Source organism: Pseudomonas sp. SDT291_1_S447 (assembly GCF_054070155.1).
Window position 1 is genome coordinate 1 of the sequence record NZ_JBSVXS010000128.1, and the last position, 14,364, is coordinate 14,364.

Genomic DNA, 14,364 nt, shown 5'->3' on the forward strand with positions numbered 1-14,364 from the left:
AAGGATCTGGGGCACGACACAGATCTGGAGCTGCATTACAAACTGGCACTGACCTCAAGTCAGGTCGAAGCGGATGCGATTGTCGGGCCTGTGAAAACATACAAAATCAAGGCCTTGCCGACGCCGCTCAAACCTTCTATCAAGGAAGCCGCCAGCAGCAACAGCCTGAATCCGTTCGCCGCCAAAGACACCCTGACCGTGGTCGTGCCGCACTACACCGGCATGGCAAGCACCGACCAGATCACCGTGACCTGGACCGGCGCGGCCGGCACACCGGACGGCGGTTCGCACACTTCGACCGCGGCGCCGGTGGGAACGGTGGGCGAAAAGGAGATCCCCATCCCCAACACGGTGGTGGCCTTCAACCTGGGCAAGGCAGTGACTGTGTTCTATACCGTGATCCGCAACGGCACGCCGACCAAGTCTGAAGAGTTCATCTTGAATGTGCAGACAATCCCGAATGAGGACTCGCGTCTGCCCAATCCAATCATCAATGCCAATACCACTTCCGAGCTGGACGTCACCACCCTGCCGGCCAACGCCCAAACACGCATTGCCGCCTGGTCGCTTATCAAACAGGGGCAAAAACTCTGGATGCGTTATTTTGTGGAAGGCAACCCAACGCCGATCAGCACGACCTACAACGGTGATAGCGTGCCTGCAGGAGTCGAATCCAGTGGCATGTATCCGAACACTCCGGTGAACGAACTAAAGGCATTGGCCAATGGTGCCCGGCTGCGGATCGAGTTCAAGGTTGGTTTCGACGGCAGCACTGATGAAAGCAAAGCGGTGGTCTTTCCGACCCGGCGCTACACGGTCACGGTCCTGGCGACGCCGCTCAAACCCTCGGTCAAGGAAGCCGCTGGCAGCAACAGCCTGAATCCGTTCGCCGCCAAAGACACCCTGACCGTGGTCGTGCCGCACTACACCGGCATGGCAAGCACCGACCAGATCACCGTGACCTGGACCGGCGCGGCCGGCACACCGGACGGCGGTTCGCACACTTCGACCGCGGCGCCGGTGGGAACGGTGGGCGAAAAGGAGATCCCCATCCCCAACACGGTGGTGGCCTTCAACCTGGGCAAGGCGGTGACTGTGTTCTACACCGTGATTCGCAACAGTTCGCCGATCAAGTCGGGTGAGTTTGCCCTCAATGTGCAGGCGATCCCGGATGAGCATGCCGAGCTGCCCACGCCGACCATTGATGGCGCAGTTGGCAATGAACTGGATGTGACCAAGCTCACGGGTACCGAGCACCTGCGCATCGTGAAGTGGCCGTTGCAGGCCGCGGGGCAGCGCAAATGGCTGCGCTACGACGGCTTTGACAAAAATGGAAACGCTATTAACCAAGTAATCTGGCAAGGCGAGGCGCATAACCTGGACAACGGTTTGGCGGAGGTGGCACCTATTGCCTGGTTGAGAGGGCTCAAGGACCGCAGCGAACTGACGATCACCTTCAAGGTGAACTTCGATCAGGTGGCCAATGGGGCTACGGTGGCGACCTTTCCCCTGCGGGAATATACGGTAAAGGCGTTAGTGGAACTTAAACCGGAGATCACTTCGGTGAGAGACTCAGAGAGGGAGATTCCAAACAACGGCACCACAACGGATAACACCATCACCTTGACCGGCACTGCGAGTATTGATCAGGAAGTGGAAATTTATGATGGATCCACCTCGCAGGGAAAAGCTAGAGCGACAGGCGGGACTTGGACGCGCACGATCACAGGGTTAACTGCAACGCATAATTTTAAGGCTAAAGCTTTATATGGTTCGCAGCTAGAGTCACCTGTACGAACTGTAAGACACTTACAGAAAATAATCGAAAACTTTGATAAATATCCAAGAATGGTTATGAATGGTGGAGGACAAATTGGTACCGACCATATGACGTTCTTTAAAACCGACGCGAACGGTGGTGCACATCTGGACGTGTTTAACATCAACGTTCCTGTCTATCCAGGGAAAATCGAAAAAGTTGCTTTTCACCCTAACATTTCATGGAGTGGTAATGCCAGAATTAGAATTGAACTTAAACGCCCCTGTTCTCGCATCAGCTTTTGGTATTCATGCTTTATGGTAGGAACACATGCCGTTAAATTTTATGATGTGGGAGGGAGCCATATAGACACAAAAACCTTATCCCTAGGAGCACAAGCTAATCAAATAGATATATCAGGTCCGCAAATTTCAAAAATATACATCGAGTGTGGAGCGCAGAATGGAACCACCCATCCTTATGCCAATAGCGGCTTTTTGGATAATTTTATTCTATATATATAATAAGGGCTTTGTCGTATTAAAGAAGAGGTGTCAGCCAAAGTTTGAGCCGTTCCTGTCTTAGGCGGCCAACAGATAGAATTGTTCAGCCGGGGACAAACTTTCCCCGGCTGGATGTTGAAACCGCCCTTTACGTAACAGGTGTACCAGTTTAATGCCGCCCAGAATCATTTGTGATCTACGGAATGATTTAAACCCCTATCCTCGCAATCCGTCGCCTGAAATTACGACAACCTATTCCATCGGGCTATTCAATTGTTTACTTTGACGAATCACGACCCTGCTATCTCTCTAGCCTTCAACTTATTTAGTTTGACCAACGTCGCGCTGCCGGGACCACTTTTATCAACAACCACCACGGCCGGTACAACGCATTGCTGAATAGATCACGAATCACGTTTTTTTCTTTGGAGTCGAAAAACTAAATTCGCTGATTACTTGTCGACACCTGCCGTATATCGTACAGAGCATCTTTTATAACCACCCAAGAAACTTTTAGATCTTTTACTAGAACCGTCTATTTTACGCGACGATTCCGATATCAATGCTTAACAACCGGCTCTTCTTTCCTCAGTTTTTTCGAACGAAACGCTACTATCGCGCATATCGTGCTATCACCTGCTCTCCGGCAACTGTTGCAGGAAAATCGGCCAACCTTCCCTAGCGGTTCGTAGACCATCGCTTTAAACAGCGCGACTTCCGCACGTTGAAATGACACTCATCGTTACCCAAACAGGCTACAACTCCTTGCGCCTTTGCCTACAGCTACGCCAGAATCCGCCGGCTTGTGCGCCTTGGGGTCGAGTTCTATTGTGGTGCGGTCGCTGACAAATCAGCGATCGGGTTTAGCAGCTCGGCAATTTTCAAGGCACGCGAGTATCGCCATTACGTTATGGCGGCTTTGCATGGGGCACTTCGGTGCGCCGGGATCCTTGAGCCTGGTCTGCTAACCCGCGCACAAGCCGCCACCTCTTCGTTTAGCAGCGAAGGTTGACGGCTCCATTTCTCAAGGAGCTTTACCATGATCAAACCAACGCCAAACCCGCCCGAAACCGACCTCACCTCCCCCTACGAATCCCTCGATTCAAAAAAACTCCACGAAGCCGCCGACCGCGCCCTCGATCACTACCTCTGCCCACCCGGCTCGACCCCACCGCCACGCAAAACCCGGCGGATGTACGCCGTCACCGCGGACTTCAAAAACGAGGAACTGCTGGCCGATGCCAGCGAAACCCTCGCTTCCGCCAGAACCATCGCCCATGACTTCGCCCATCTCATACCCGCGTCGCAGCGCAGGACTCTATTGGGGATCGCGCAATTGATCATGCTCGGCGAACTGGCGGTGAATCGGGTGATGGATAATCTGGAGTTGCCGCAGTAGCGGGCCTCGCGGCAGACTCTGAGTAAGGCGCCGGCAGTGCCGACGCATTCGCGAGCAGGCTCGCTCCCACACTGGATCGCGGTCGTCCTGAACAAGAACTGGCGGAAGGCAGCCGGAGTCGAACCTGCCCGGGAACGGATGCCGTCCCCAACCGGGTTTGAAGCCCGGCCGCGCCACCGGGCGCGATTGCCTTCCTTTAACTCATTGGGCGTCGGCGTGGGCCAGCGCGTTGTCGGGGCGGATCTGGCGGGATTCGCCGAGGCGTCGGGTCAGGCCGACGCGGTCGAAATATTCGAGGTACTGAATACAGCGTTTGCGTCCCAAGCCTAGCGCATCGCGGAAGGTTGTCACCTGGATCTGCGGATTTTCCTTGGCGAGTTTGAGTAGCACGTTCGCCATTTGGCGCAATCGCACGTCACTCAGGAACAGGTCGCGCACGACTTGATGCATCAAACCGAGCCGCGCCAGTTTGCGCAGTAGCAGGCGTACGACGGCGTCGTCCAGGCCAAGCATTTTCGCGACGTCGCGCACCCATGGCGGGTCGAATCCGGCGTTTTCGAACAGCGGTTGCAGCTGCCGCCAGAGGCTTTCGTCCTCGGCATTCAGACGCACCTGATGATTCGGCAAATGCAGCCATGGGCCGCTCGCCTGGATCGATCCGGCCGCCAGCAATTCATCCAGCAAACTCACAAACGTCGCACGCTCCAGCGCCAGACCACTGAAGCGCCGCAGGCGATCACGGTCGGGGCCCATCTGGTCGGGCTCCTGCTCATGAAACTGCGCGAGCTGTTCCAGCAGGGTGAACTTCAGTTGCGACCAGCGTTGCACGTTGAACAGCACCGGACCTTGGCGGGTGTCGATCAGGCGGACGTTTTCCGCTAACGACCAGGTTGAGCGCGGGCGATTGAATTGGCGCTCCAGCCGTTGCGGATCCAGGCCGCCGGCGCTGTAGTTGAGCAGCACGGGCAAGACTTGTTCGAGTTCGTCGCCAGAAGCCAAGGTGCGCAGTTGCGCCAGACGTTCGGGGCTGCGGCGTTGCCGTGCCGGGGCGAACGGATCGAGCACCTGACCGCCACCGAGGGTGCGTTGCGCACTTTGGTCGCGCAGGATCAGGCGATCACCCTTCACCGCGTGCACCGGCGCGTTGATCAGCAATTGCGCAAACATGCGCTCGCTGGGACTCAGGCGCGGGCCTTCGAGCAGGGCCACCCGAGCGATGACATCCTGCGTGCCGAGATGCACATGCACCGGGTGAAAGTGTTCGAAGGTGCGTTCGCCGGGCAATAGATGAAAGTCGATGTCGACCCGTTGCGTCGGCGCGTGCAGCCATTCGCTCAGCAGCCACTGGCCGCGATGGATCTGCGCCAGTTCGAGGCGTTCGCCGGTGAGGTTCAACGCCACCCGCTGCCCGGCGAAAGCCTGTTCGGCGGGTTGATTTTGCGCGTGCAAACCGCGAACCCGGACCGATTTGCCGGAAGGTCCGAGCAACAGTTTGTCGCCGACTGAAACAGTGCCCGACAACGCCGTGCCGGTAACCACAATCCCCGCACCGGCAACGCTGAACGCGCGGTCGATGGCCAGACGAAAACCGCCGTCACGACTGCGCTCGTGCACTTCGCTTTGCGTCTGCAGCAACACCTCGCGCAAAGCCTCAATACCCTGCCCGCTCAGGCTCGACACGGTCAGGATCGGCGCCTCGGCAAACGGTCCGGGAGCAAGCAGATCCAGCACCTGCCGCTGAACCTCTTCCACCCTGCCCGCCTCGGCGCGGTCGCATTTGGTGATCGCCACCAACGCGCGGGGAATGCCGAGCAGTTCGACAATCGCCAGATGTTCACGGGTCTGCGGCATCACGCCGTCGTCCGCCGCGACCACCAGCAACACCAGATCAATGCCCTGGGCGCCGGCCAGCATGTTGTGGGTGAATTTCTCGTGACCGGGCACGTCGATAAACCCGGTCAGCCCCGCGCCCGGTTGCAGTTCGGCATAGAGATAGCCAAGGTCGATGGTCATGCCGCGTTCGCGTTCCTGCGGGCGGCGGTCGCCGGTTTGCCCGGTCAGGGCCTGCAGCAGCGACGTCTTGCCGTGGTCGATGTGCCCCGCCGTGCCGACGATCACGGCTCGACCTGCAACTGCGGCAACTGCGCGAACCACGACGGTTCATCGTCGAGCTGGCGCAGATCCAGCCACAGCGCATCATCGTCGATACGACCGAGCACCGGGATCGGCAATGCGCGCAACGCCGCTTCCAGATTCAGCAGGCAACGCCCGCGCAAGCGCTTGGAGACTTGCGGGCGGCAACACATCGCCGCACTCGGCAAACGCGCCACCGGTTGGCTGCCGCTGCCGATCATGCCCAAGGCCTCGACTGCACTGACCTGCCAGCGCTCACCTAACAACTCAGTCATCAAGGGCAGCAAGCGCAAAGCCTGGGCGAAGATGTCAGCTTGCGGGCGAGTCAACAGACGCAGACTCGGCAAACGTTCAGCCAGTCGATCCGGATCGCGATACAACCCCAGCACTGCTTCCAGCGCCGCCAGGGTCAACTTGTCCACCCGCAGCGCGCGTTTCAGCGGGTTTTTCTTGATCTTCGCGATCAGCTCTTTGCGCCCGACGATCAACCCGGCCTGCGGGCCGCCGAGCAATTTGTCGCCGCTGAAGGTGACGATGTCCGCACCGTCCAGCAGCGCCTGCCGCACAGTCGGTTCTGCCGGCAAACCCCAGCGGGTCAAGTCCAAAAGACTGCCGCTGCCCAGATCTTCCAGCAACGGCAGACCATGTCGATGGGCCAACTCGGCCAGTTCAGCGGTCGGCACCCGCGCGGTAAAACCCTCGATGCTGTAGTTGCTCGCATGCACACGCATGATCAAACCGCTGCGTGGATTGATCGCCGCTTCGTAGTCGCGAGCATGGGTGCGATTGGTCGTGCCGACTTCGTGCAGACGTACGCCGGCGCGGGCCATGATGTCGGGGATGCGGAAGGCGCCGCCGATCTCGATCAGCTCGCCACGGGAAATGATGCCTTCCTTGCGCGCGCCCAAACTGTTGAGCGTCAGCAGCACGGCGGCGGCATTGTTGTTGACCACGGTGACGGCTTCGGCGCCGGTCAGTTCACGGATCAGGCCTTCGATCAGATCATCGCGATCGCCGCGTTTGCCGCTGGCCAGATCGAATTCCAGATTGAGCGGATAACGCGCGGCCATTTGCACCGCTTCGATGGCTTCGTCCGGCAACAAGGCGCGGCCGAGGTTGGTATGCAGCACCGTGCCGGTCAGGTTGAATACTCGGCGCACATGGCTGCGTTGTTGCTGGGCCAGGCGTTCACCGACGCGGCCGGCGAGCACTTCAGGGCTGATTTCGACGGCTGACAATTGCCCGTTCAACACGCTCGGGCGCAGTTCATCAAGCAAATGACGCAAACCCGCCAGCAAACACTCACGCCCGTGACGCTCAAGCAAAGGCCCACACGCCGGGTGACGCAACACACCATCAATGGAAGGTAACCGCAGGGACATCAGCCACTCCTGGAAACAGATCACTGCGGCCCCGCAGTGAAAAACAAGAGTGTAGACCCTTCGTTCACTCGTCTCCGGGTGCTAGCAACAAGTTCGGCGCCAAGCGCTGATAACCGTCCTGCGCCAGTCGCATATCCAGCAGCAGGCTGCTCAAGTCAGCCGACAACGCCTCGGCATCGGCATCGTTTTCCAGATACACCAGTTTCAGATAGCTGCTACAACCCGGACAGACTTCCGCCCGCAACGGCGCTTGATTAGCGGCATGTCGATCATCCTCAAGACTCAGATAATCCAAGCCCTTGCTCGACTCGCAATACACGCACTTGACCCGCACCACATGCCATTCGCAGGCACACAGCGAACACACCAGATAACGCAAACCGTTGTGCTTGCCACGATGGCGGATTACCCCGGCCATCGCCGGAGAACCGCACGCTGGGCATTGGCTGAGGCTGTCGCCGGGTTTAAGTTTCAAATCCAGCGCGCTGAGTAACCAATGACTCCACGCCACTTGCAGCGCCGCACCGAGAAACGGCACCAGTTGCGCGGGCACCATTGAGTATTGGCCACTGACCAGCGCCACCGCCCACGCGCGTAACTGGCCGGAACTGGCGACCCGCAACGTCGTCACCGCATCAATGACGGCAGGTTGCTCAGCAGGTTCATAACGTTGCAGCAAAGCTTCAAGGTAAGCCTGCCAGCCCTCCTCACGCACCAACGTGTCCGCCGCGAACGGCGGCAAACCATGCTGCTGACAAGCTTCAATCCGTTGCTGATCAAACGGCGCTGTCAGCGGTGGATCGTCAAACACCTGCTGCTGTACCCGGCACAACCCGGCAATCAGCCGCAGGTACTCAGCCAGCGCATGCGCCTCGGCCAATTGCTCCAGTCGAGCGGCCCGCAGGGCAAACAGGTTATGCGGCGGCAGATGCAGAAACGGCGGCGAACTGGCCGCCGCTTCGATTTCCCCAGGTTCAAGAATGGTTGGCAAAAGTCAGCCCTTTTTGGTGATCGGTCGCTCCGGCACGTCCGGTTGGCGTTCATCGCGGGTGACGTCGCGATACCAGAGTTCATGGTGTTTCTTCGCCCAGGCGCGGCTGACCCAGCCGTGCATCATCGCGTCCACCGAACCCTTGATCCACAGCCCGGCGTAGATGTGAATGATGATACTGAGCACCAGAATGAACCCGGCCAGCGCATGCAGGAGCATCGCCCAGCGGATCACGGTGATGCCAAAATACGCACTGAACCAGGCGCGCCAGATCACCAGCCCGGTGAACAGCAAACCGAGCATGCACAGCAGTAAAGTCCAGAACAGCAGCTTTTGCCCGGCGTTGTATTTGCCTACTGGCGGCACGCTTTCCTCGTCGTTGACCAGCACCCGATTGATCCGCCGCAGCCACCGCCGGTCATTGGCGATGAAGAAATTGCTGCGCCAGAAGCTGAACACCAAGCCAAGGAACAACACGAACATGGCGATGCCCATGTACGGATGCAGAATTCGCGTCCACGGCCCGCCGCCGAACAGGTTGCTCAGCCAGAACAGCGACGGATGAAACAACGCCAACCCGGACAGCCCGGCCATGAAAAACAGGATCGCCACCAGCCAGTGATTGGTGCGCTGGTTGGCGGTGTAACGCAGGATCGTCTTGTTGCTCATGGCCGCTCCTCCCCGCGTGGATCGAAGGTGTGCACCGCCGGATCGACGACGTGCACCGAGGTGTCGGGTGGCGCCGGATGCTCGTCCTCTTCCACCCGGTTCGGGCCGATACGCACGTAATGGAAGAACCCGGCCAGCACCGCCGCGCCCATGGCCAACAGACCCAGCGGTTTGCTGATGCCTTTCCACAAGCCCACCAACGGACTGATGGCCGGATCCTGCGGCAGGTTGGCGTAGATCGTCGGCGTATCGGCGTGGTGCAGCACGTACATCACGTGCGTACCGCCAACGCCTGCCGGGTCGTAGAGACCGGCGTTTTCAAAGCCACGGCTTTTCAGGTCAACAATGCGTTCGGCGGCGTGTTCCTTCATGTCTTCCTTGGTGCCGAAGACGATGGCGCCGGTCGGGCAGGTTTTCACGCAGGCCGGTTCCAGCCCTACCGCCACGCGATCCGAGCACAAGGTGCATTTGTAAGCCTTGTGATCTTTCTGCGAAATGCGCGGAATATTGAACGGGCAACCGGTGATGCAGTAGCCGCAGCCGATGCAGTGATCCTGATCGAAATCGACGATGCCGTTGGCGTGCTTGATGATCGCGCCGGGGCTCGGGCATGCCGCCAGGCAACCGGGCTCGGCGCAATGCATGCAACCGTCCTTGCGTATCAGCCATTCAAGGTTGCCAGCGTCGGTTTCATGCTCGGTGAAGCGCATCAGCGTCCAGGTTTCCGCGCTCAGATCCTGCGGGTTGTCGTAGGTACCGTGGTTGTGGCCGACCTCGTCGCGCAGCTCGTTCCATTCCGAGCAGGCGACTTGGCAGGCCTTGCAGCCGATGCATTTGGTGGTGTCGATCAGCTTGGCGACCGCCTCCTGATTCCTCACCGACGGCGGCACCGTGGTGGTGGCCGAGCGGGCAATGATGTCTTGGCTGGCCATTTATAGTTTCTCCACGTTGACCAGGAATGACTTGGATTCCGGGGTCTGGGTATTGCCATCGCCGAGGAACGGCACCAGGGTGTTGGTCAGGTAACCGTGACGCGTCAGGCCGGTGAAGCCCCAATGCAGTGGGATGCCGATCTGATGCACGACCTGGCCGTTGACCTGCAGCGGCCGGATCCTTTTCGTCACCACCGCCACCGCTTCGATAAAGCCGCGTTTGCAACTGACCCGTACGCGATCACCGGCAGCGATGCCCTTCTCTTTCGCCAGCACTTCACCGATTTCGACGAACTGCTCAGGCTGGGCAATCGCGTTCAACTTGCAGTGCTTGCTCCAGAAGTGGAAATGCTCGGTGAGCCGGTAACTGGTGCCGGCGTACGGGAAGTCCTTGGCCTCGCCGAGGGTTTCCCAGACCGAATCGAAGATCCGCGCCGCCGGGTTGCTGGTAGCTTTCTTGTTTTGCGGGTGCAGCGGGTTGATGCCGATCGGCGTTTCGAACGGCTCGTAGTGCTCGGGGAATGGCCCTTCGTTCATCTTGTCGACGGCGAAGAATCGCGCCACGCCTTCGGGGTTCATGATGAATGGGTTCATCCCGGCTTCCGGCGGCACATCGGCTTTGTAGTCCGGCACATCGGTGCCGCCCCAGGCCTTGCCGTTCCACCAGACCAGACGTTTTTTCGGATCCCACGGTTTGCCGGCAACGTCTGCCGAAGCGCGGTTATAGAGAATCCGCCGATTGGCCGGCCAGGCCCACGCCCAGCCCAGATGCTGGTGCATGCCGAACGGATCGCTGTTGTCGCGGCGGGCCATCTGGTTGCCGGACTCAGTCCAGCTACCGGCGAAGATCCAGCAACCTGACGCAGTGCTGCCGTCATCCTTGAGCAAGCCGAATCCGGCCAGTTGCGAGCCGGCCTTGACCGCAACGCCTGCGGCATCGGTGAAATCGGCGACAGCGCTGCCGTTGATTTCCTTGGCCAGCTCTTCCGGCGAAGGCTCGTCCGGGATCTTGTACGGCCATGTCAGTTTCAGCAGCGGATCGGGGAATTTGCCGCCCTCGGCCTGATAGCGCTTGCGCAGGCGCAGGAACAATTCGCTCATGATGCGAATGTCGGTCTGCGCTTCGCCGGGGCCGTCGGCACCCTTCCAGTGCCATTGCAGCCAGCGACTGCTGTTGACCAGCGAGCCGTCCTCTTCGGCAAAACAGGTGGTCGGCAGGCGAATGACTTCGGTCTGGATTTCGTCGGTTTTCACATCGTTGTACGGCCCGACGTTGTGCCAGAACTCCGAGGTTTCGGTGGCCAACGGATCCATCACCACCAGCCATTTCAGCTTGGCCAGTGCGCCCATCACGCGGTTCTTGTCCGGCAGCGCGGCGATCGGGTTGAAGCCTTGGCAGAAGTAGCCGTTGACCTTGCCCTGGCTCATCAGGTCGAACATCTTCAGCACGTCGTAGTTGGGGATGTCGAGTTTCGGCAAATGGTCGTAGCACCAATTGTTCTCGACCGTGGCGTTGGCGCCGTACCACGACTTCATCAGGCTGACGTGGAATTTGCTGTAGTTCTGCCAGTACGACAGTTGCCCCGGACGCAGCGGTACCTGCGTGCGTTTATGGATGAAGGCGTTGTAGTCCTGCTCGCTGTCCTGACCCAAAGTCAGATAGCCCGGCAGCGCATTCGAAAGCAGGCCCAGATCAGTCAGGCCCTGAATATTCGAGTGACCGCGCAAGGCGTTGACGCCGCCACCGGGCATGCCGACGTTGCCCAGCAGCAATTGCACCATCGCCGCGCTGCGAATGATCTGCGCGCCGATCGAGTGCTGGGTCCAGCCGAGGGCGTAGAGAATCGTCATGGTCTTGCCCGGTGTCGAGCAGGTGGCGATTTCTTCCCAGATTTTCTGCATGGCGTCGACCGGCATGCCGCAGATCTGGCTGGCGAGGTCGATGTTGTAGCGGCTGTAATGCTGCTTCATCAATTGATAGACGCAGCGCGGGTCTTGCAGGGTCGGATCGACTCTGACGAAACCGTCCTCGCCCAGTTCGTAACCCCAGCCGGACTTGTCGGTGTAGCTGCGCTTGGCCACGTCGTAGCCGCTGAAGATGCCGTCTTCAAAGCCATAGCCTGCTTTGACGATGAACGACACGTCGGTGTAGTTGCGCACGTACTCGTGCTGGATCTTGTCCTCGGTCAGCAAGTAATTGATCAACCCGCCCATGAAGGCGATGTCGGTGCCGGTGCGGATCGGCGCGTAATAGTCGGCCACCGAAGCGGTCCGGGTAAAACGCGGATCGACCACGATCAGCCGCGCAGCGTTATGCGCCTTGGCCTCGGTCACCCATTTGAAGCCGCACGGATGCGCTTCTGCAGCGTTGCCACCCATCACCAGGATCAGATTCGCGTTGGCGATATCGGTCCAGGTATTGGTCATGGCACCACGGCCGTACGTCGGGGCAAGACTTGCCACCGTCGGGCCGTGTCAGACACGCGCCTGGTTATCGAACCCCAGCATGCCGAGACTGCGAATCACCTTCTGAGTGATGTAACCGGCTTCGTTGGACGCCGCCGATGCGGCGAGGAAACCGGTGCTCAGCCAGCGATTCACCGTTTGCCCGTTGGCATTTTTCTCGATGAAGTTGGCGTCGCGATCGGTTTTCATCAGGTCGGCGATGCGGTCGAGCGCTTCGTCCCAACTGATCCGCGTCCATTCGCTGCTGCCCGGTTTGCGCGTTTGCGGGTAGAGCAAACGGCCGGGGCTATGAATGAAGTCGAGCAGGCCTGCGCCTTTCGGGCAGAGGGTGCCGCGGTTGACCGGGTGGTCGGCATCGCCCTCGATGTGAATGATGCTTTGCGCTACGTTCTTCGCGGTATCGCCCTGGCTGTACATGATCAAACCGCAGCCGACCGAGCAATACGGGCAGGTGTTGCGGGTTTCATGGGTGTGGGCAAGCTTGAAGTGGCGCACCTGCTCGGCGAAGGCTTGCGTCGGGGCCATGCCCAACGCGCCCAGGCTCGAGCCTGCAAGGCCGATACCGGCGACCTTGAAGAACTGACGACGGCTGAGATCCATCGTGCACTCCTGATCAGGTGGAACCCGGTACTTGTGCCGGGTTTTATCTGGACAATCACGGTTGCGGCAAACGTCTGCCGACTTTTTCACTGTAGACAATGACCACACAGTCTGTGTGAAAACCGACCGTCGGCCGTTTGTCGGCTCTTTCATTGAAGAACACCAAACCCTGTGGGAGCGAGCTTGCTCGCGAAAGCGGTGTGTCAATCAACATCGATGCTGGCTGATCCGACGCCTTCGCGAGCAAGCTCGCTCCCACATGGATCGCGTAAGGCTTAGAATGGCGTCCAGGACCAATCCCGCCTTCACGAGACCGCGCATGACTTTCGATTTTGATCAGCTATTCGACCGCCACAACACCGGCAGCACCAAGTGGAGCCGCTATTCGGCCGATGTGTTGCCGATGTGGGTCGCTGATATGGATTTCGCCGCGCCACCGGTGGTGATCGAGGCATTACAGCAACGTTTGCTGCATCCGCTGGTGGGCTACAGCGTGGCGCAGGACAACTTGCGTGAAGCCATCGTCGCCGACCTCTGGGCCAAGTTTTCCTGGAAGGTCAAACCGCAAGAGCTGATCTTCCTGCCGGGCGTCGAATCAGGCTTCAACATGGCTTTGAAAGCGCTGGTGCAGCCACAGCAGAACGTCGTTGTGCAAGTCCCGAACTACCCGCCGCTGCGCCATGCGCCGGGCCATTGGGGGCTGAACAAGGTTGAGCTGGAGTTCGTCACGCAGGCTGACGGTACTTACTTGACGCCGCTCGACGTGCTGCGTGAATCGCTGAACGGTGGCGGCGCGTTGCTGCTGAGCAACCCGCACAATCCGATCGGCAAGGTGTTTGGCCGTGAAGAGCTGCAAGCCGTGGCCGACATTTGTGCGGCGCAGGACGCGTGGATCATCTCCGACGAAATCCACGCCGAGCTGTGCTTCGACGGTCGCGTGCACATTCCGACCGCCTCCCTTAGCCCGGAAATTGCCAAGCGCACGATCACCCTGATGTCGGCGAGCAAGGCCTACAACATCGCTGGCCTGAAGACCTCGTTCATGATCATTCAAGATGCGGCCCTGCGTGAGCGCGTCAACCACGCTCGCTGCGGCATGGTCGACAGCGTCAACCCGCTGGGCATGGAAGCCACACGCGTGGCCTACAGCGAAGGCGGGCCATGGCTGGCCGAGTTGAAAACCTACCTGCAGGCCAACCGCGACTGGCTGGTTGACGCGGTGCGCAGCCGCTTGCCGGGCGTGACCATCAATGTGCCGCAGGGCACCTATCTGGCGTGGCTGGATTGCTCGGCGCTGGACCTGGACAACCCGCAGCAGTTCTTTCTTGAGCAGGCCAAAGTGGGGCTGAGCGCCGGTCTGGACTTCGGCGATCAACACCAGCAGTTCGTGCGCCTGAACTTCGGCTGCCCGCGCTCGTTGCTCGAAGAAGGCATCGCCCGCATGGAGCGCGCCCTGACTCAGCGCATGATCTGAAACCTCAGATGATCCCTTGTGGGAGCGAGCTTGCTCGCGAAAGCGGTGGTTCAGTC

General features: G+C 59.5%; 8 protein-coding genes, 1 tRNA gene and 1 pseudogene. 3 read left to right on the forward strand and 7 right to left on the reverse strand.

Annotation, left to right across the window (positions count from 1 at the left end; all coding sequences use genetic code 11):
• Positions 1-2,283: pseudogene (locus ACW9IR_RS25130) on the forward strand (hypothetical protein); the annotation flags it as partial.
• A gap of 1,018 nt (positions 2,284-3,301) precedes the next feature.
• Positions 3,302-3,661, forward strand: a complete 360-nt coding sequence (locus ACW9IR_RS25135; RefSeq protein WP_150649264.1) for a DUF6124 family protein — start codon at positions 3,302-3,304, stop codon at positions 3,659-3,661.
• 99 nt (positions 3,662-3,760) lie between these two features.
• Here the strand turns inward: ACW9IR_RS25135 and ACW9IR_RS25140 are convergent.
• The 7 genes from ACW9IR_RS25140 to fdnG all read right to left on the reverse strand — a co-directional run bounded on the left by ACW9IR_RS25140 (position 3,761) and on the right by fdnG (position 12,834).
• Positions 3,761-3,856 (reverse strand) — tRNA-Sec (locus ACW9IR_RS25140).
• Between the two features lie 6 nt (positions 3,857-3,862).
• On the reverse strand, positions 3,863-5,779 hold the full coding sequence (selB, locus tag ACW9IR_RS25145) for a selenocysteine-specific translation elongation factor (RefSeq protein WP_457465358.1): 1,917 nt from the start codon (positions 5,777-5,779) through the stop codon (positions 3,863-3,865).
• Positions 5,776-7,179 carry an L-seryl-tRNA(Sec) selenium transferase gene (gene selA, locus ACW9IR_RS25150; protein ID WP_457465359.1) on the reverse strand — a complete coding sequence of 468 codons (1,404 nt, stop codon included), beginning with the start codon at positions 7,177-7,179 and terminating at the stop codon, positions 5,776-5,778. Before selA ends, selB begins: the two co-directional genes overlap by 4 nt.
• 61 nt (positions 7,180-7,240) lie before the next feature.
• Positions 7,241-8,167 carry a formate dehydrogenase accessory protein FdhE gene (fdhE, locus tag ACW9IR_RS25155; protein ID WP_457465355.1) on the reverse strand — a complete coding sequence of 309 codons (927 nt, stop codon included), beginning with the start codon at positions 8,165-8,167 and terminating at the stop codon, positions 7,241-7,243.
• A gap of 3 nt (positions 8,168-8,170) precedes the next feature.
• Complete coding sequence (locus ACW9IR_RS25160) at positions 8,171-8,836, reverse strand: formate dehydrogenase subunit gamma (protein WP_457465356.1); 666 nt, start codon at positions 8,834-8,836, stop codon at positions 8,171-8,173.
• Positions 8,833-9,768: a formate dehydrogenase subunit beta gene (gene fdxH / locus ACW9IR_RS25165; RefSeq protein ID WP_141125592.1), complete on the reverse strand. Its 936-nt coding sequence runs from the start codon at positions 9,766-9,768 to the stop codon at positions 8,833-8,835. The genes ACW9IR_RS25160 and fdxH overlap by 4 nt, the downstream gene beginning before the upstream one ends.
• Positions 9,769-12,834 carry a formate dehydrogenase-N subunit alpha gene (gene fdnG / locus ACW9IR_RS25170; protein WP_146232730.1) on the reverse strand — a complete coding sequence of 1,022 codons (3,066 nt, stop codon included), beginning with the start codon at positions 12,832-12,834 and terminating at the stop codon, positions 9,769-9,771.
• A gap of 319 nt (positions 12,835-13,153) precedes the next feature.
• Between fdnG and ACW9IR_RS25175 the strand changes: the two genes are divergently transcribed.
• Positions 13,154-14,308, forward strand: a complete 1,155-nt coding sequence (locus ACW9IR_RS25175) for a MalY/PatB family protein (protein WP_457465357.1) — start codon at positions 13,154-13,156, stop codon at positions 14,306-14,308.
• The last annotated feature ends 56 nt before the right edge of the window (positions 14,309-14,364 follow it).